Here is an 18,533-nt window from a genome sequence, read left to right on the forward strand (position 1 = left end):
CTCACTGTTTTGTATGTCCTAAAAAGCACAATTTTCTTACACTTTCAATACTTCCGGATTTCAAAACCACAAAATAAACTCCGGAAGCAACCGGTTTGTTCGCATCATTGGTGCCATCCCAGTAGCGCGAATAAAGTCCGGTCGGTAAGTCCCGTTCGTACAAGGTCCGCACCTTTTGCCCGAGGGCATTATAAATATTGATCGTTGTTTTCTGCTCTTCCACGGCCGTTAACTGAAATTCAATTTGAGCCTGATTCATAAAAGGATTGGGAAACGCAGACAAGTATTTTTCTTCAGCAATGGATTCCTGTTTCGGCGTACCCTGCACAGCCTGAAGCGCGTCCAGTTTGCCCCATCCCCAGTTGTTGTCCGGGATAGCGCCGACATGTTCATCCACCAGTGCGGAACGGGTCATGATGGAGCGTACCTGTGTCGCCGTGGCGTCCGGGTATCTTTGCAAAATCAGAGCCGCGGCGCCTGTGACATGCGGCGCTGCCATACTGGTGCCGCCGGATATACCATGAATTCCGTCCTGCGCCACCCATGCATTGGGCAGATCATCACTGCCGGAATAGAAAATACTTTGCGGTTCGTCGGCCGGCGCGAATTCCGACATGCTACTTGCAATCACCTGACCCGGCGCCACAATTTCCGGCTTGATGCGGTCATCGCGAGTCGGGCCGCCGCTTGAATAGGCGGCCAGCTGACCGATTTCATACTGATCATTCACATCCCAGGTCAAACTGTGACCGTCCAAATCTTCCCATCGACGCTTTGAAATAAAAGACCCCACAGTGATCGCATCTTTTGCTGTTCCCGGCACGGAAATCTGCATTGAATAATCAAGTGTGTCTTTAAACTCCGCGTTCATCGTGCTGTATGATAACCAGATGTCCACATCTCCGGCATTGCCGGTAAATACAATTTCCCACTCGCCTGCTGCCGGGGGAGTATCCGCATTCTCGTCCGATATTTGAATATAAATCTCCCGGTCGCCGTTTAACAAATTGGTGCCCGGTTCATAACTTCCGTCCCCGGTATCGTAAAAACCGTTCCACACATAGAGATACCCGTCTTCTGATTCTGCATCATAAACTTGTCCGGGAAGAACCGGGCCGATTCCATAGCCGTTCGGTGTGTAGACTTTGACGCCGATCTTGTCCTTGTCCTCATACCATCCGCTGAAAATCACATAATCATTCTGACTCCCTGCTTCCGGGGTATATTCCGGCACATTGAACTGGGTATTTTTATCATCCTGCCAGTCGGCCCACGCTACATTTTCGTGAATAGATTGATCGCCTTCGTTTCCACTGGACACCACGATGACTTTGCCATTGACCTCTTTGCCCACCGTCTCATCAATAACCTGTTCAACCGGTGAGGTGGCGTCATGAGCGCCACTGTGACCACCAAGACTGAGATTGGTCACATAGGGTTGATCCAGCACCGTGGCAATACTGTCGATAAAGGCAAGCGCAATAATCTGATCAGCGGTTTGAAACGTGCGTCCTTCATCATCACGCGTCGCTTTGACTATAACCAGATCAGCCTCGGGAGCAACGCCGCAATACAATCCATAGCCCTGGCCGTCACTGCCATCGCCCGCAGCGATTCCGGCGACATGCGTACCGTGCCCGCCCCGATCTGTGAGACCGATATTCAGCTGACCGTTCAACGCAGCGTTAATATCATCCTCGGTAATGAGCTTTGCTCCGTAAACAGAACCGGGCTGACTCAGATCAAGAACATATTTGATACGCGTCATACCGTTGGGTTTTCGGAAATCATGGTGCTTCCAGTCAATTCCGGAATCTATAATTCCCACCAACACGCCTTTTCCTGTAATATCCATATCACTGCGAACAAGATTGGCCCCGACCGAAACAGTGCTGACGTTCAGTTTGGCATAATCAGGCCAGGGTTTTTCAATATAGGAAACCAGCGGATCACCTGCCAATTCAACCAATTGTGAAACCGTTCCCTCGACCACCGCAATGCGTCCTCGTCTGACAACCACTTTGACCGGCCAATTATTCGGAGTGTTTCCTTTGTGTTTCAACGTAACAATGGCACGTTCAGGCGCAGCCGGGGAAACTTTGGATAAAAGCGTCGGTTTCTCCGGAGATAATAACTGGCGTGTTAAATTCGGGCCTAATTTCGTTGTACTGGAAAACACGGTTACGGTAAAGACAAGGAGTATAAATAATATTTTTTTCACAATCACCTCGGCTGTTTGTTAATAGTTACAGAACCGGCTCAAAAGTTCCTATCTATAACACATTTTGTTTCTCGATTTAATCCTTACAACCTTGAAAAAACAGAGCAGGGACAGGGTCATTTAATTTATATCGCTGTTTTTTTGACAATTCCCCGATTCTTTATAATGTCTCAATTTTTAACTCCATTGTCAATAAAAATTATACAAGATACAAAAAAATAACCGGGGTGCAATTCAATCGATGCGTATAGCCATTAAATTTTTCAACGCTGGAATATCGGCGTTGATTTGCAAAATTTACAAACATGTTCTGCAGCTGCTATTGGAACCTTTTTATGTGAGATTTCGTTTCAATTTTTACAATATTTTAGTAAATTCCCATTGGAGGATTATGCAGGAACACGGAAAAATAATTAAATGTGACGGAAGAGAAGCCGTTGTCGAAATCGAGCAGGGTGAACAATGCAAGCATTGTAACGCCTGTCACATGTTCGGAGAATCAAAAATGCGCCTTACGGCCCATAACGGCATTGATGCACAGCCGGGTGATCACGTCACGGTTGTGGTTGAACCCCGGTTCGTGCTCACGAGTTCTTTTTTGATTTTTATTTTCCCCATCCTTGCCATGATTGCCGGTTATTTTGTCGGACAAACATTCAGCCAAAGCCCTGATGAAAGGTTCGGTATTTTGGGCGCATTTGCCGGTTTGCTGATGGCGCTCGGATTTAACCGAATGGTAAACCGAACCGCGTCATCCGGAGAACACCATAACAGTGCAGAAATCATCTCCCGGATTCGGGCGGATCAACAGGACAATACAGGACAATCCATATGCTGAAAAATATATTTTTCATTTGTGCATTCATCGGTTTTACTTGCCTTTACGCTGCTCAGGTCAAGCCGGTCCGTGTGATTTCCAGCTCTCCGACGCAGCTCTCGCTTGAAATCAATATCCAAAACTGGTCTATGGATTCAATCACAACAGACAATGCCATCTATCAGTCTTTGTCTTTTCCCGGAGCCCAACATGATCAGCCTCCGGGCGCACCCGACATCCCGTCGCTGGTGATTCCCGTCGGCGTGCCCGCACAGGGACAGATCAACATCAATATCGCAAACACGCAATCACAACGCCTTGATCCCGTTCAATTGGCGCCGGCGCCTCGCTCCGAGGTCCATAACCAGGATGTCAGTTGGTCCTACAATCCCGACCCTGAAATCTATAACCGTTCCGAATTCGCGCCCAACACCCTGATAAACAGGCCGGACACCCGCAGACTGCGATCCATACGCTATGTCCCCATCAGAGTCTATCTCTTACAGTACAATCCCAAAACTCAAAATCTCAGGCGCTACAACCGAATCACTCTGACTATCACCTTTCCACAAACCGGGCAATCTACCAAACCCGCCGCTTATGACGAACAACTCGACAATCTGCTCATCAATTACGATCAGGCCAGGCTCTGGGCCGCAACCCCGCAACAGAGACTTGAGAAAGCTCAAACCCAACTGTTCCATGGCAGCGACTGGTACAAAATCACCATCTCCGGCAACGGCGGCGGTGGTATGGAAAATATGTACAAACTCACCGGCAAAATCCTCAAAGACAAGGGCGTGCCCGTTGAATCTATTGATCCCGCCACTCTGCAGCTGTTTAACAACGGCGGCCGTATGCTCAACCGGGACATTGTCAACGCCGTCAATGACACCCTGATCGAAAATCCCATCAAAATTGTCGGCGCTAAAGACGGGCGTCTGGATGACAACGACTATATCCTCTTTTACGGGCGGTCCCTGGAAGGCGTTGCTTACGATTCGGTTCAAAACCGGCTCTTCCATTACATCCACCGCTTTGATTATGACAATGCCTTTTGGCTTACCTACGGCAAACAAACCGGAAAACGCATGCAGCAAAAATCCTCGCTGCCCACACAGGGTCTCGATCCGCAACCCGCCTTTCGCGATCTGGTCTGGATCGAAGAAGAACGGCACAACATTTACAACTCGGGTACCATCTGGCTGGGACGCGAACTTTCCCGGGAAGTGAGTTCCTGGTCCGTCAACTTTGATCTCCACAATCCGCTCAACAGCGAACCAACCCAGGCCAGGGTCTCCCTCGCTCCAACATCCGGTCAAAATGAAACCTACCGGTTCTACATGAACGGAAACTCGATCGGCAGCACGCAAACCAGCGGAACCGGGCTCTATCTCAGAGAACTCGAATATGACGCACAGGGCACCCTGATGGACGCTGAAAACACCTTTACGCTCAGCTACGTGGCCGCTTCGAACGCCTCATTTGCCTATGTCAACTGGGTCGAACTTGAATTCGGCAGGACCTTTACCGCAAAAGACAACAAACTTTTTTTCAGAGGGCCCCTTGGAAACCAAACCGCAGCTTTTGAACTCGAGGGATTTGACAAACAAAACATCAGCATCTTTGACGTCACGGACATGAACACGGCGCAGATTATTCCGGAATCTCAAAACGGAAGCATACGGTTTGCAGACAATGCCGGTGAAACCAGGCTGAAACGCTATCTTGCCCTCTCACCGGACGACTATGCGGAAATCGAACCCGAAAACATTGAATCTGTCGACGTGCAGCACCTGCGCAGCGAACGCAATATTGACTTTATCATTATCACATACAAAGACTTTTACCAGCAGGCCCTGGAGCTGGAAAGCTTGCGTGAAAACTGGGACCCGGATGACCGGCTCGAAACCGAGGTCGTCCAATATGCCTCCATTGTCAATGAATTCGGGTGGGGCATTTCCGATCCCGAAGCTGTGCGGCGTTTTCTTGCCTGGGCACAAATGCACTGGAACCAGCCCGGATACGTCCTGCTTTTCGGAGACGGTCACTTTGATTATAAAAACATACTCAGACACGATACCCCCAACCTGATACCGCCGTATGAAATTGACGGGGTTCTTGAGACCTCCTCTCGTGTATCGGATGACTGGTTCGCTTATACGAGCGGCCAGGAACAGGGCATGCAGATGGCTGTCGGGCGGCTGTGCGTCACCTCTGTGGACGAAGCCCAGGCCGTGGTCGACAAGATCGTAAGCTATGAAACCGATCCGCCCTATGAAGAATGGATGAACCGCATCACCTTTCTTGCCGACGACGAACTCATTGCCAACGGCAAATCCTCAGGGGTGGATTTTGTGCATATGGGGCAAAGCGAGCAATTGTCACGTTTCCATACCCCCGAGGTATTCAATCAGAAAAAAGTTTACCTTGTCGATTATCCGGCCGTGCCCTCCGCCAGCGTCAGCGGTGTGACCAAACCCGCCGCCAGTCAGGCGCTTTTGGAACAGATCAATCGCGGCACCTTGATCCTCAATTTTATCGGACACGGCAATGACAACCTGTTAACGCATGAGCGCGTGTTCAAACGTTCCGATCACTTTGATCAGGTGCGCAACGACAATCGACTGGCACTCTGGGTGGCCGCCACCTGCGAGTTTGCCTATTGGGATCAGCCGTTTGAACAGAGCTTTGCCGAGGACCTGGTCAATGCGCGCGGACGCGGCGCACTGGCTCTGATTGGATCCGCGCGTCTGGCGTTTGCTTCGCCCAACGCGGCATTCAATTACAACTTGTTTGACAATATATTTGTGAATTATAAAGAAACCGGGCACACAACCCGACTGGGTGATGCGGTTCTGTTGTCAAAACTCGAAATGTCTACCGGCTTTTATAAAGAAAACACTGAAAAATTTCTATTGCTGGGCGATCCGACGTTGCGCCTGCAGGCGCCGCAGCACCAGGCAGTCATCGACGACCTCGCGCCCGACAGCATCAAAGCTCTGGGCAAAACATCCCTGTCCGGACACATCGAACAAAACGGCAGTATCTGGCCCGATTTCAGCGGTAACATGCTGGTGCGCGTCATGGACACGCAAATTCAAAAATCCTATCACAACCCGGAACTCGATCGCACAACCTCCTATCTCAAACCCGGAAACACCCTGTTCAACGGCCAGGTCACCGTCGAAAACGGCCGGTTTGACGTCAATTTCATCGTGCCCAAAGACATCTCGTACGGCGGCGACCAGGCCAAAATCTCTTTGTATTTCTGGAACCATGAAACCTCCGGCGCCGGTATCCGAAACAACCTTGTGGTCAGTCAGAAGGCAGTTGATCTTGAAGACCAAAAAGGACCTGAAATGCATTTGCACTTTGGCGACCCTAATTTTATCAGCGGCGATCTGGTCTCGCAGAATCCAACCCTGCATGTCGAACTCGCTGATTCCATCAGCGGCATCAATACCGCCGGATCCATCGGCCATCAGATCACCATGACCCTTAATGACAATTTCAACCAGTCCACGGATCTCACCGAATACTTTAAATACGATGAGGGCAGCTTTGTCAACGGTTCCCTGGAATACCCCATATTTGAACTCGAACCCGGCGAACACAGCATGACCGTCAAAGCCTGGGACAATTCCAACAACTCGTCTGTGACTACAACCTATTTTACAGTGATTCATGAGAAAAAACTGGAAATCAAAAACGTTGTCACCTGGCCCAATCCCATGCGCGAATCCTGTACCTTTCGCTTTCAACTCAGCCAGAACGCCGAGGTCTCGATTAAAATCTATACCCTGGCCGGCAGGATGGTGCAAGCATTCGACGCGCTTCCCATGCGCGCCGGATACAATGTTTTTCCTATAACATGGGACGGAACCGACCGCGACAACAGCAGACTGGCCAATGGCGTCTATCTCTATCGGATCACAGCAAAAACAAAACAGCAGGAAAAAAACAAAACCGCTCACAACATCGGAAAGCTGATTATCGCCCGCTGAAAATAAAATGCGTTCTTTACGGTCTGGTCACATGCGATTTTCGTGATGCCAGTCGCAGCCGTAATTTCCGATTTTGTATTGTTCCAAACGTCCATCCAGTGCATCCTCCTTCACGACTGAATATATTTTCTGAATCTCTTCTTCAGTCATGGGCTTGAAATTCCGGGCGATGTTTACATCCTGATGCAAATTATATTGAGACTGGATACCGCAAATCAAGGTACTGATCGGCAGAGAGAGACTGTATCGACGCGCCTGCTCTGCTGAAAGTCCAAGTCGTCGGACAATGATGCCGTTCTGAGCAGCCAGCCCTTTCATCCCCAAAACACTGACTCCCTGATCAACAGCCACCGGCAGCACCTGCTTTTGAAAGCTGTGATAATGAGCATCCAAAACATTCACAGGCATTTGCACCGTATCCCATTGAAAGGGTTTCTCGAGCATTCGGAGATGGTAGTTCGGATGCTTGTGACCTGAAAAGCCAATGTATCGGATTTTGCCCGCTTCGCGCGCCTCCAGAGCCGCAGCAATTGCACCCTGTTCCGGATCAAAAATCAAGTCCGGATCATCATCCCATTTGATGCCATGAAACTGCCACAAGTCCAGATGATCCGTCTGCAGTCGCCTTAGACTGTCCTCAAGCTGCTGTTTCGCTCCGTTGTAATCACGGGCGCAAACCTTGGTCATTAAAAACACCTTGTCGCGGCGATTTTCGGTTGACAACGCCTTGCCCATCAGGGTTTCAGAGCCGCCCTGCTGGTACTCCCAGCAATTGTCAAAAAAGGTCACTCCGAGATCGATGGCTTCATGCATGAGCGAAATGGCTTCATCCTTATCAGGAACCGCGGCAATATCCCAGCCGCCTATCCCGATAATGGACACTTTTTCCCCGGTGTTTCCCAACGGTCTGACAGGAATTCCTTCCGGCCCCGGTTCCTGTGCAGCAAGAAGATCTGCCCCAAGCACCAACCCTGCTAATGCAGTCTTGATAAAATCACGACGATCCACATTTTGGAAAGACATAAGGCACCTCGCAAAACCGGTTATGTTTTTTCATTGATCCTTTTTGCCAGATCAATATCTTTATCCGTCACTCCACCTTCACTATGAGTTGTGGCTGTAACAGTCACTTTGTTCCAGTCGTGCATTAAAATATTGGGATGATGGTCCGACTCTTCGGCAAGTTGACCGACCTGATTAACAAATTCCAAAGCGGATTTGAAATCTTTAAAAATATAGGTTTTCTCTATAGCATTATTCGACAACTTCCACTCCAAAAGATCAAGTTGGTCTTTAATATCATTCCTGTTAATCATTTCTATAACCTCCAATCGATTATTATACTATTTAAAACGAATAATTAATGATGAATATTTCATGAATAAGTCAAAGCAACAAAGAGACAATACTTTGCCAGGAAATGATTAATATAATTTTTTAACCCCCCTTTTAAAAACACAAACACCTGCCCCTTGAATTATTTCAAAAAATTTGATATTTTTATTGATTAATCCATATAAATTAAATAAGTTAATAACATATTCTACAATTGTGACTTTCGGTAATATGAAGATCAACGCTTTTACCCCTTCACGAAACATGAGGAGCTTGTAATGAGTAATATGGCCTTTGGATTAACAGATGGCATCATCTTTCTTGCCTTTTTCGGGTTCGTTGTAGCTTTTAGTATGTGGAAAAGTCGTAAAGGAAAAACCGGTGAAGATTACTTTCTGGCCGGGAGAGGATTGATCTGGCCGTTAATCGGTTTGTCCATGATTGCCGCCAATATTTCGACAGAACAATTTGTCGGTATGTCCGGCCAGGGGGCGGGTCAGGCGGGATTGGCGATTGCCAGTTACGAATGGATGGCCGCTATTACTATGGTCATTACAGCTATTTTCCTTCTGCCGCATTTTTTAAAGGCCGGAATTTATACATTTCCAGAATTTCTGGAATACCGTTATTCCCCTCTTGCCAGAAACCTGATGGCGTTTTATACCATGCTGATCTATGTTTTTGTGCTCGTGGCTTCCGTTCTCTACTCGGGGGGATTAACCATAGAAACCTTATTTCACGGCGCACAACCGTTTGGAATTGAAGTAACTCTGACCAAAGCTGTCTGGCTTGTTGGGATAATCGCTGCGATTTACACAGTATGGGGCGGCCTAAAAGGTATTGCCTGGGCAGATCTATTTTTCGGGTCCAGCCTGATAATCGGCGGTTTTATCATTCTGTTCATAGGTTTGGACAAAGTGGGAGGAGTCGGGAGTTTCTATGAAGCAAATCATGAAAAAATGCATATGATTCTTCCCGCGGACCATCCTGTGCTTCCTTGGACCGCCCTTGTATTCGGATTATGGATTCCAAATTTTTACTATTGGAGTGTGAATCAATTTATCACACAACGAACACTGGCAGCCAAAAGTTTGAAAGAAGGGCAGTTTGGAGTTTTGTTTGCCGCCTTTTTAAAACTCATCACGCCGTTTATCATCGTAATACCGGGCATTATCGCTTTTCAATTGTTTAGAAATGAAATGACCGGACCAGACGCGACAACCGATGCCGCTTTTCCGCTTATTATTCGAAACATTATTCCTACCGGCCTTAGGGGATTTATCTTTGCAGCGGTCGGTGGAGCGGTAATGAGTTCTCTAGCTTCCATGTTAAATTCTGCTTCTACAATATTTACCATGGATTTGTTTAAAAGATTTATCAATACCAATCCGTCGCATAAAACAGTTGTCTGGACCGGCCGTACTTCAACCTTGATATTCCTGCTTATCGGTTGTTTGATTGCTCCGGTTTTGAGCAATCCTGCATTAAAGGGTATTTTCACGTATATACAGGAATTTCAAGGATTTATTTCTCCAGGTATTTTGGCGGCATTTGCCTTTGGGCTTTTGTTTAAAAAAGCGCCAAAACAGGCAGGCGTTGCAGCCTTGATTTTAAATCCAGTCATTTATGGATTGCTGCTTGTCTTTTTCGGTCAGCTCCCGGTGTTTAGTTCGGTTAATATTGCCGAAGTGGCGTTTTTGAACAGAATGGCTATTACGTTTATTATCATTGTAATTATTATGGGTTTCATTACATGGCGCAACCCCCTTGAAAAACCAATGGTAATGCCGGAACGAAAAGACTTTGATGCCGCGGTCGCTCCAGGAGTTAAACGCTTAGGCGCAGTTATTATTATTATAGTCATCGCCCTTTACATTATTTTCTGGTAAATCATTATAACACTCTCGTCGTTTGATTTGCCGGGAGTGTTTTTTGAATGGATAAGGATACATTCAACGATTGAAAATACAATCACAGAAATCATACAGAGGTTGTTTCTTGAAAGACAAAAAAACATTTATCACAACATTCAGACAGCATTTTGACGCCGAACCGAGAATATTTTGCGCCCCCGGCCGAGTGAACCTGATCGGAGAACATACCGATTACAATGACGGGTTTGTTTTTCCCATGGCTATCGGTCATTACACCACTATCGCTGTGGCTCCCCGGACGGATCGGAAACTCTATCTGATCTCCCATAACCTAAATGAAAAAGCCACAGTGGATCTGACTAAAAACGAGCCTGCTGGCAAGTGGCATGATTACATTGCCGGCATTGCGGCCATGCTGGAACAGAAAGGCGTCCGTATACCGGGCGCCAATCTGTATATTTACAGTGACGTGCCGGTTGGCGCGGGACTGTCTTCATCGGCAGCGCTTGAAATCTCAAGCGCCCTGGCCTTGCTGTCCACATCGGGCAAGACTATACCGAACAGAGAACTGGCATTGCTCGGCCAGCGCGCTGAAAATCAGTTCGTCGGCATGAACTGCGGCATTATGGATCAGTTTATTTCAGTTCACGGCGAACAGGACCACGCTTTGTTTCTGGACTGCCGCACCCTCGATTATCAACAGGTACCCCTTCCTTCGGATCATGTGCGTATCGTTATCTGCAACACCATGGTCAAACATGAATTGGGAGCCTCGGAATACAACAATCGACGGGCTGAATGCGAAAAAGGTGTCAGTATTTTGAAAAATGATTTTCCTGACATTAAAGCCCTGCGCGATGTATCGCTCAGTCAGTTTATTGCGTCCCAGGACAAGTTGCCTCCCGTTGTGCAAAAACGCTGCCGTCATGTCATTACAGAGAATGAAAGAACCGAGCAATCCATTCAAGCGCTCGAAACGGGGGATCTGGTTTTATTCGGAGATTTGATGAACGGTTCACACGACAGCTTGCGAGATGACTATGCCGTCAGCTGCAAAGAACTCGATATGATGGTCGATCTTGCACGGCATATAAAAGGTGTGCTCGGCGCGAGAATGACCGGAGGCGGCTTTGGCGGTTGTACAGTCAATCTGGTAAAAAAGGAAAATGCTGACCAATTTTGCAAACAAATCAGCAAAGCCTATAAAGACAAAACCGATTTAACCCCCGATATCTATGTCTCGATACCGGCGCAAGGGGCTTTTGAGTGGAAATAGCAGAGGACCCCCGCGAAACCATTGCGGTTTCGCAGCATTCTTTCATAAACAGCATTTTCCTCTGAACTCAAAACCACGGGAACAATATGTCCGACAGACAAAAGACTGTAACAAACGCACCTCACACTCGCTTTGATTACATTATATTCGACCTTGGCGGTGTCCTGGTCGAATACCAAAGGTCTCCCTCAATACTGGAATACACTGAATCCCCGCTTACAAAAGAAGACCTCTCGTGGTGGTGGCAGCGCTCATCAACGGTTATCCGGTTTGAAAAAGGCGAAATAAGTGAAACCGAGTTTTCAGAAAAATCAATCAATGAACTCAACCTCCAGGTCAGTACAGAAAAGTTTTTAGATTGGTTTGCTTCCAGCTTTAAAGGACTTTTACCCGGCGTATCGGACATTATAATGCAGTTAAGTCAAACACACCAGCTCGCCACCATTTCCAATGTTAACAAAGTATTTTGGGATAAATTTGAAAAAACAGATATTTACACCTTTTTTTCAAGGCGCTTTCTCTCATTTGAACTGGGTATCCGCAAACCTGATTTGGAACTCTATAAAATCGTTTTACAAACTCTAAAGGCCCCCCCCCATCGTCTTTTATACTTTGACGATTTGTACGAAAATATTGATGCCGCAAAAACACTGGGGATTCAAAGTTACGTTGCAAAAAACGTTAAAGATATCATAAAAATTGCAGAAAAATTTGATCTGTTAAACAATTAAAAGAGCCAGAATCTACACTTTTGACTGACGATGAATGAAAACCATAAATCCAAAGTTGCGCTTGTCTATTGCGACAGCTATGATGAAAACAGGCTGTATTCCGCGGTAAAGCAAGGCATTGATCTTTTAGGCGGATTTGAGCAATATATCAATCCGAACGATAAAGTTCTGTTAAAACCGAATATTTTGGTGGGAGACCCGCCTGCAAAAGCTTCCGCGACACATCCACAAGTCTTCCGTGCAGTGGCCAGACTGCTGCTTGAAACACATCCAAACGTCGCCTATGGTGACTCGCCGGCCATTGGCAGCTGCGGGCAAATGAAACGCGCCGGATTTCATAAAATCGGTACTGAACTGGGATTGCATCTTGCGGATTTTGATCAGGGTCAGGACGTTAAATTTCCGGACTCTCCATTCACCAAATCATTTAAAATCGCAAACGGGGTCCTTGAATCGGACGCTTTGATCAGTATCAGTAAATTGAAAACACATCAGCTTTCGCGTATCACAGGCGCTGTCAAGAACCAGTTCGGCTGCATACCCGGTCTGCTAAAAACAGAATATCATCTTTGGATTCCAAATGCTTATGACTTTTGCAAAATGTTGGTGACCCTAAATCTGTTGATCCAACCCAAACTTTACATCATGGATGGAATCACAGCAATGCAGGGAAACGGCCCGAGGGGCGGTGAACCAGTTCCGATGAATACTCTGCTCTTTTCAAATGACCCCATCGCTCTGGATGCAACCGCTGCCCGCCTGGTGGCTCTCAATCCGGAGCATGTCACAACATCCGGCCCGGGTGAAGAATGGGGTTTGGGTACCTGGAAAAAAGATCAAATTGAATTATTGGGACATCCTTTCGATGCCTTGTACAATCCGGACTTTGATATTCCGCGCAAACCGGTCTCCTCTGTAACCCGAACGGGACGGATTTCTTTTATCAAAAACTGGATTTCCCCGCGACCGGTCATTGATTCGGAACGCTGTGTGCGCTGCGGTATGTGTGTCAGAGCCTGCCCGGTTTCACCGAAAGCTGTAGACTGGCAAGACGATGATAAAAAACCGCCACTCTACAATTACAAGCGCTGTATTCGTTGTTTCTGCTGTCAGGAGATATGTCCCGAACAGGCGATAACAGTGAGGACCCCCTGGCTGGGCCGATTGCTTTTCAGACGATGACTGGACGGATCATGGCCTGAAATTTGCAATCTCTATGCTGAACACAAGGGTCTGATTATCTATGAAAAAACAAACTCAAAAACTGGAACAATTCAAACAGGCGGTTGTTCGATTTTTCAAATATGATATCTGGCACAAAGATGTCAAACAACTGCCCGGAATCCGCAAGGCTATATACCAATGGTCTATGATCCTCTTTTTGGTGGTCCGCGGATTTTTTAAAGAACACATCTGGATCCGAGCTTCTTCTCTCGTTTTCAGTACCCTGTTGGCGATTGTCCCCATGCTCGCGGTGATTTTTTCCCTGCTCAAGGGATTCGGATTCCACAGACGGCTCGAGCCTGCGCTGCAGCGTCTGTTTGCACCGCTCGGCCAGGAAAAAATAGAAACCATTACCCCCCGGGTTATCGAATTTTTGGATAATATCGACGTGGGCGCTTTGGGTGTCATCGGACTCATGGTGTTGTTGTTTTCCGTTTTCTCTGTGGTCAGCACAATCGAAGGCGCATTCAATTCAATCTGGCAAATACGAAAATCACGGAGCTTTCACAGACGACTCAGCGACTATTTCAGCTTTCTTTTACTGGGTCCGTTCTTGTTGATTATCATTCCGGGATTTACAGCTTATATTCAGCAAATTTCTATCATACATTCAATCGGCGAGACGACAGGGCTTGATGTGTTTTTCAGACGGTTCTGGACATTGCTGGCCAGCTGGCTGCTGTTTTATCTTTTTTATGTTTTCATTCCCAATACACGCGTAAAACTAAAATCCGCATTGGTCGGCGCTATTGCGGCGGGTACAATCTGGCAAATCGTCAATTTCGCCTTTACACAGTTTTTTGTAACAGCATACCAGACCGGTCCGTCCGGCGCATTGTATTCCAGTTTTGCCACAATTCCTCTTTTTCTCATCTGGCTGTACATCAGTTGGGCCATTATACTGTTGGGCGGTGAGATTTGTTTCACCCATCAAAACCACAAGCTTTTGGGGTGGCAAATCGCTCAAAAAAGTTATAGCAGCAAAGACCGTTTGTTCCTTTCAATCAAAATTTTAATCTTGCTTTCCAGACAATTTTACCAGGGAAAAAAACCGCTCACGAGCACTGAATTGAGCAACACCATGCAGCTTGCAGAACCGCAAATTGATAGCATGCTCAACACATTGATTCATACCGGTCTGATCTACATTGTCGAGGACGAAGAATTGCGCTACAGTCCGGCGAAAAGCCTGAACACCCTGACCATCCGTGACGTCATCACCGCGTTGCAGGAGAACGGTGATGAATTTGAACTCGATCCGGATAAATTTCCGGTTGATGCAGTGCTCAGTACGATCCGAAAAGAATACGACACAGCGATGGATGAATTGTTTTCGGATTGGACCTTTGAAATGTTAGTGCAGAAAGACAAGGCGGAAACGATAACATAAAAGTTGTATACAGGGCGCAGGCCCGGGGAGCCATTTAAAAAAGGGGATTTCTCATGAAAAGCATTCTTTTTTGTTTGTTATTCACAGCCGCATCTCATTCACAGATTGTACTCTCGGAAATTATGTTCAATCCGAAAGGAGATGAACGCACTCTGGAATATATCGAATTGTTCAACAAATCGAAAACTACAAGCCTCTCGCTCAAAAACCACATGCTCACAGATGGACAGGGGGTCGATCAAATTACAACCGTAACCGGTGAACTCTCACTGCAACCAGAGCAATTTGCACTCGTTCTTTCTCCCACATATTATGAGAAAAGCACGGCCTACGACAGCATTGTACCACCCGAAACCTTGTGGCTAACCATCCATAACAGCCAATTCGGGGCCTATGGTCTGAATAATTCGAAAGGTGAACCTGTCTCGCTATTAAGTCCGGATTCGAGCGTCCTGTCATCGTATACCTATACAGTAGATAACGATGACGGCATATCTGATGAAAAAATTGATCTCTACGGATCAGATGCAGCGGATAACTGGGGTAATTCTCAACCCGGTGGAACGCCCGGATTTTTAAACTCCATATCCCCGGCATCCCATGATCTGTCCCTTGAATACATTGATCATTTTCCCGCTCCCTGCAGCGATCAAGACAGCGTCACCATTTTGATTTTATTAACAAACAAAGGGTTGCACGCTATTGAATACATTGATTTGATTGTTGAAATCAGATCAGATACCACTGAACCCCACGGTTCTCCCATTTACCAATCCCGTCTCACCAACAGGATACCCATTTCAGATTCAGTGCGGAACACGATAAAGCTGTCTCCATTTGAACCCGGCAGATATGACTTGAAAATCAAGGCAAACACTGAAAAAGATGATCGACTGAGCAATAACAGCATCAATCTGAAGCTATTATGTTACCCTTTATTTTCACCCAAAGATATTCTTATTAATGAAATTTATTTTGATCCTGCGCCTGATAGCAGTGAATGGGTGGAACTTTACAACAACAGCGGCCAAACTATCAATTTATGCAACTGGACATTTTCAGATTCTCGCACCCGCATAAGGGTTCAGAGAGTATACAATTTTTATCCGGTGAATATATTCTGCTTGGCTCCTCTCCATTTGACCGGGACCGTCTAAAATGGATTGAATGCAATTTACCGGCGCTGAACAACCCTGGTGACAACCTGACACTACAAAATCCCGTCGGAACGGTTATTGACAGTCTAAAGTACCAGTCGAACTGGGGCGGCGGAGACGGGATATCGCTTGAACGCATCGAATTCTCGGGAGCATCAACTGACCCTGACAATTGGCGGGGATGTACAGATTCAAGCGGACACACTGCAGGGCGATATAACAGTAACAGTCCCAAACAATACGATCTTGAGATAAAATCATCTTTCTGGCAGCCGGAAGCTCCATCTCACAACACACCCGTTTATCTGAACGCTGTCATCCTGAATGTCGGACGATCAACTTTGAGCGGCATTACCGTCGAATGGTCGGCTCAATCATGTGCAGATCAACACCCGCACCGTATCGGCATCTATACCATTCCGTCACTGGCGCCCAAAGACAGCGCGACCGCAGGCATCAGATGGAACCATGCGATGCCAGGATCGTATCATCTCACTGCTGCAGTTCACCATTCAAGCGATTCGAATTTGGTCAACAACATTCTTACAGATACGATAAGCATAAGCGCCCCGGCTTTATCCGCGGTGGTGACTGAAATTTTATATAATCCCGACGATAAAATGAGTGAAAGTATAGAATTGTATAACAGGTCCCCCCACCCGCTTGAACTCTCCGGATGGACATTGACGGACAGTGATTCTTTATCGCCGTTATCTTTTGCTGTAAATAACTACTTGCTGCCATCAAACCATTATTGCGTGATTTGCCGTGATTCCTCTGCCGCAAAGGCCAACACAGATTCATGGATTGTATCTTTGATTTTACCCAATCTCAACAATACAAATGATTTGATAAAACTATCAGACGCCAATGGCCGGATGATGGACTCGCTCATTTATCATTCGGAATGGGGCGGAGAAAAAGGCCGGTCTTTGGAACGTATTCACGCAAATCTGGACTCTAATGACCCTCACAACTGGTCAACCTGTCTTCATCCGGATGGACACACTTTGGGTAAAGTAAATAGCAATTATATTCCTGTCACATCCCGGCCTGTTACTCTAACAGCAGAACCCAACCCGTTTTCTCCAAATCAGGATGGAATAGACGACCATACGATCATTCAATACCATCTCTCCAGGCCCGCTGAATTGATAAATCTCAAGATATATGACATCCAGGGTCGACTGGTGAGATTTCTTAGGAATAACGATAAAAGTCCGATTGAACACTATGCGGTGTGGGATGGTAAAGACGACAGCGGTCAAAGGTGCCGCATGGGAATTTATATCATCTTGCTGGAGGCATTAAACACGTCAGGAAAAACCATAGACCGGAAAAAATCAACCGTTGTGCTGGCGGATAAATTGTAATCTTGTATGAATTATCGGGGAGCATCAATCCGGCTACTGTCTATACTGGTTTTGTGCCCTTTTACCCATTTTCGTACACGAATGGAATCCAATTTCCCAAGATCCGGCAGCTTATCGTCAAATGGTATGTCACCCAGCTCTATTTCAAGATTTTCTTCGATCCCCTGCCGCAATCGACGCCATTCCTTTTCATTCACAGTCCATTTGATCATTTTATTGCTTTTAAAACTTTCAATCAATGAATCGATATCCTTTGCTGCAAACATTTTGGGTATATTCTGCAGCGTATCATCCATAACCACCCGGATTCCGCTATCTGCCACGAAAAAAACCCGTTGTTTGAATACGACAAAGGCGCTGTCGCTTTGGTACAGCGTCTCTAATTCATTTTGGAACTCCCGCATTTTCTCAAGACGCAGAGCCAGTTCTTTGTCAGTCATGCCCGACCACTGAGAAAGTCTGTTGGGAGAACGGGAATCGATTTGTGCACGTTTTAATGCATCCATCGCTGTTTGTACATTAACAGCGTCATGCATATTTTTCATGTTTAATATTGCGGCAGCCACATTTTCAACTTGCTGAACCGATACCTGCTGGCGCTCGGCCTTTTGCATAAACTCCCGGTACTGCTGCTCAAGCATTGCTTTTTGCGGACTTAAGGGACCATAGCAAGCAATTCCTCGCCAAACAATCCCAACGTCTTACGCAATACGGAATCACGTACTTGAGTATCGTCGGTTACAATGAGATACACGCCAAAAGACAATATCAAGACCAAAAGACCCAAACCTGCTTTTTTGAACAGTTTCAATGCCCTGTCTCCCAAAAAATGTTGTAAACCCTGAATCTTATATTAGACTCAATACTTTGAAACAGGTTCCTCTTGTCAGAAAAATAGAATAGCTTTATTTTTATCAGCGACAGATTTGTAGATTCTCTTGATGATCCGGGCCGTACTTTTGATTTTAGCCATGAGAACGGAGAGCATCTCAGCGCGAAATACAGCCATGCGGTAAAGGACAAATCAGGTAAAGCGTAGGGTATTTCTATCAACACCTAACGTTGTGATATCTCCCTTGCAGAACCGTTATCAGTTTCGACGGAGTCCGTCAACGTCTGTTCGCGGTA

At 46.5% G+C, this 18,533-nt stretch carries 13 protein-coding genes; 9 read left to right on the forward strand and 4 right to left on the reverse strand.

Annotation, left to right across the window (positions count from 1 at the left end; genetic code table 11):
* Position 1: 1 nt before the first annotated feature.
* Positions 2-2,221, reverse strand: coding sequence for a S8 family serine peptidase (locus tag U5R06_21790; GenBank protein MDZ7725376.1), 2,220 nt, complete (start codon positions 2,219-2,221; stop codon positions 2-4).
* Positions 2,222-2,612: 391 nt separating this feature from the next.
* Here U5R06_21790 and U5R06_21795 point away from each other — a divergent pair, with 391 nt between their 5' ends.
* The gene (locus U5R06_21795) at positions 2,613-3,059 is read left to right on the forward strand and encodes a SoxR reducing system RseC family protein (protein ID MDZ7725377.1); all 447 of its coding nucleotides are present in this window, start codon (positions 2,613-2,615) and stop codon (positions 3,057-3,059) included.
* A complete protein-coding gene (porU, locus tag U5R06_21800; protein ID MDZ7725378.1) occupies positions 3,053-7,045 on the forward strand; it encodes a type IX secretion system sortase PorU in 3,993 nt (1,330 codons plus the stop codon). Before U5R06_21795 ends, porU begins: the two co-directional genes overlap by 7 nt.
* A 27-nt stretch (positions 7,046-7,072) precedes the next feature.
* On the opposite strand, the gene U5R06_21805 is transcribed toward porU, so the two are convergent.
* Positions 7,073-8,068, reverse strand: a complete 996-nt coding sequence (locus U5R06_21805; GenBank protein ID MDZ7725379.1) for an aldo/keto reductase — start codon at positions 8,066-8,068, stop codon at positions 7,073-7,075.
* 20 nt (positions 8,069-8,088) lie between these two features.
* A complete protein-coding gene (locus tag U5R06_21810) occupies positions 8,089-8,361 on the reverse strand; it encodes a 4a-hydroxytetrahydrobiopterin dehydratase (protein ID MDZ7725380.1) in 273 nt (90 codons plus the stop codon).
* A 297-nt stretch (positions 8,362-8,658) separates the two neighbouring features.
* Between U5R06_21810 and U5R06_21815 the strand changes: the two genes are divergently transcribed.
* The 7 genes from U5R06_21815 to U5R06_21845 all read left to right on the forward strand — a co-directional run bounded on the left by U5R06_21815 (position 8,659) and on the right by U5R06_21845 (position 17,405).
* Positions 8,659-10,269: a solute:sodium symporter family transporter gene (locus U5R06_21815; protein MDZ7725381.1), complete on the forward strand. Its 1,611-nt coding sequence runs from the start codon at positions 8,659-8,661 to the stop codon at positions 10,267-10,269.
* 109 nt (positions 10,270-10,378) lie between these two features.
* Positions 10,379-11,530, forward strand: coding sequence for a galactokinase (locus U5R06_21820; protein MDZ7725382.1), 1,152 nt, complete (start codon positions 10,379-10,381; stop codon positions 11,528-11,530).
* An 86-nt stretch (positions 11,531-11,616) separates the two neighbouring features.
* The gene (locus U5R06_21825) at positions 11,617-12,261 is read left to right on the forward strand and encodes an HAD-IA family hydrolase (GenBank protein MDZ7725383.1); all 645 of its coding nucleotides are present in this window, start codon (positions 11,617-11,619) and stop codon (positions 12,259-12,261) included.
* A 30-nt stretch (positions 12,262-12,291) separates the two neighbouring features.
* Positions 12,292-13,443 (forward strand): DUF362 domain-containing protein, encoded by a 1,152-nt coding sequence (locus tag U5R06_21830; GenBank protein ID MDZ7725384.1) that lies wholly within the window; start codon positions 12,292-12,294, stop codon positions 13,441-13,443.
* 61 nt (positions 13,444-13,504) lie between these two features.
* Positions 13,505-14,875, forward strand: a complete 1,371-nt coding sequence (locus tag U5R06_21835) for a YihY/virulence factor BrkB family protein (GenBank protein MDZ7725385.1) — start codon at positions 13,505-13,507, stop codon at positions 14,873-14,875.
* Between the two features lie 53 nt (positions 14,876-14,928).
* A complete protein-coding gene (locus U5R06_21840) occupies positions 14,929-16,032 on the forward strand; it encodes a lamin tail domain-containing protein (protein ID MDZ7725386.1) in 1,104 nt (367 codons plus the stop codon).
* On the forward strand, positions 15,918-17,405 hold the full coding sequence (locus U5R06_21845; protein MDZ7725387.1) for a lamin tail domain-containing protein: 1,488 nt from the start codon (positions 15,918-15,920) through the stop codon (positions 17,403-17,405). Before U5R06_21840 ends, U5R06_21845 begins: the two co-directional genes overlap by 115 nt.
* An 11-nt stretch (positions 17,406-17,416) precedes the next feature.
* On the opposite strand, the gene U5R06_21850 is transcribed toward U5R06_21845, so the two are convergent.
* Positions 17,417-18,019, reverse strand: coding sequence for a hypothetical protein (locus U5R06_21850; protein MDZ7725388.1), 603 nt, complete (start codon positions 18,017-18,019; stop codon positions 17,417-17,419).
* Positions 18,020-18,533: the final 514 nt, after the last annotated feature.

This window comes from candidate division KSB1 bacterium, assembly GCA_034521575.1.
Lineage (GTDB): Bacteria > Zhuqueibacterota > Zhuqueibacteria > Residuimicrobiales > Krinioviventaceae > JAXHMJ01.

Excerpts from the sequence above, each read along its gene's own strand:
- U5R06_21795 (MDZ7725377.1), top strand. The coding sequence starts at position 2,613 with ATGCAGGAACACGGAAAAATAATTAAATGTGACGGAAGAGAAGCCGTT.
- porU (MDZ7725378.1), top strand. The coding sequence starts at position 3,053 with ATGCTGAAAAATATATTTTTCATTTGTGCATTCATCGGTTTTACTTGC.
- U5R06_21805 (MDZ7725379.1), bottom strand. The coding sequence starts at position 8,068 with ATGTCTTTCCAAAATGTGGATCGTCGTGATTTTATCAAGACTGCATTA.
- U5R06_21810 (MDZ7725380.1), bottom strand. The coding sequence starts at position 8,361 with ATGATTAACAGGAATGATATTAAAGACCAACTTGATCTTTTGGAGTGG.
- U5R06_21815 (MDZ7725381.1), top strand. The coding sequence starts at position 8,659 with ATGAGTAATATGGCCTTTGGATTAACAGATGGCATCATCTTTCTTGCC.
- U5R06_21825 (MDZ7725383.1), top strand. The coding sequence starts at position 11,617 with ATGTCCGACAGACAAAAGACTGTAACAAACGCACCTCACACTCGCTTT.
- U5R06_21830 (MDZ7725384.1), top strand. The coding sequence starts at position 12,292 with ATGAATGAAAACCATAAATCCAAAGTTGCGCTTGTCTATTGCGACAGC.
- U5R06_21835 (MDZ7725385.1), top strand. The coding sequence starts at position 13,505 with ATGAAAAAACAAACTCAAAAACTGGAACAATTCAAACAGGCGGTTGTT.
- U5R06_21840 (MDZ7725386.1), top strand. The coding sequence starts at position 14,929 with ATGAAAAGCATTCTTTTTTGTTTGTTATTCACAGCCGCATCTCATTCA.
- U5R06_21845 (MDZ7725387.1), top strand. The coding sequence starts at position 15,918 with ATGCAACTGGACATTTTCAGATTCTCGCACCCGCATAAGGGTTCAGAG.
- U5R06_21850 (MDZ7725388.1), bottom strand. The coding sequence starts at position 18,019 with ATGCAAAAGGCCGAGCGCCAGCAGGTATCGGTTCAGCAAGTTGAAAAT.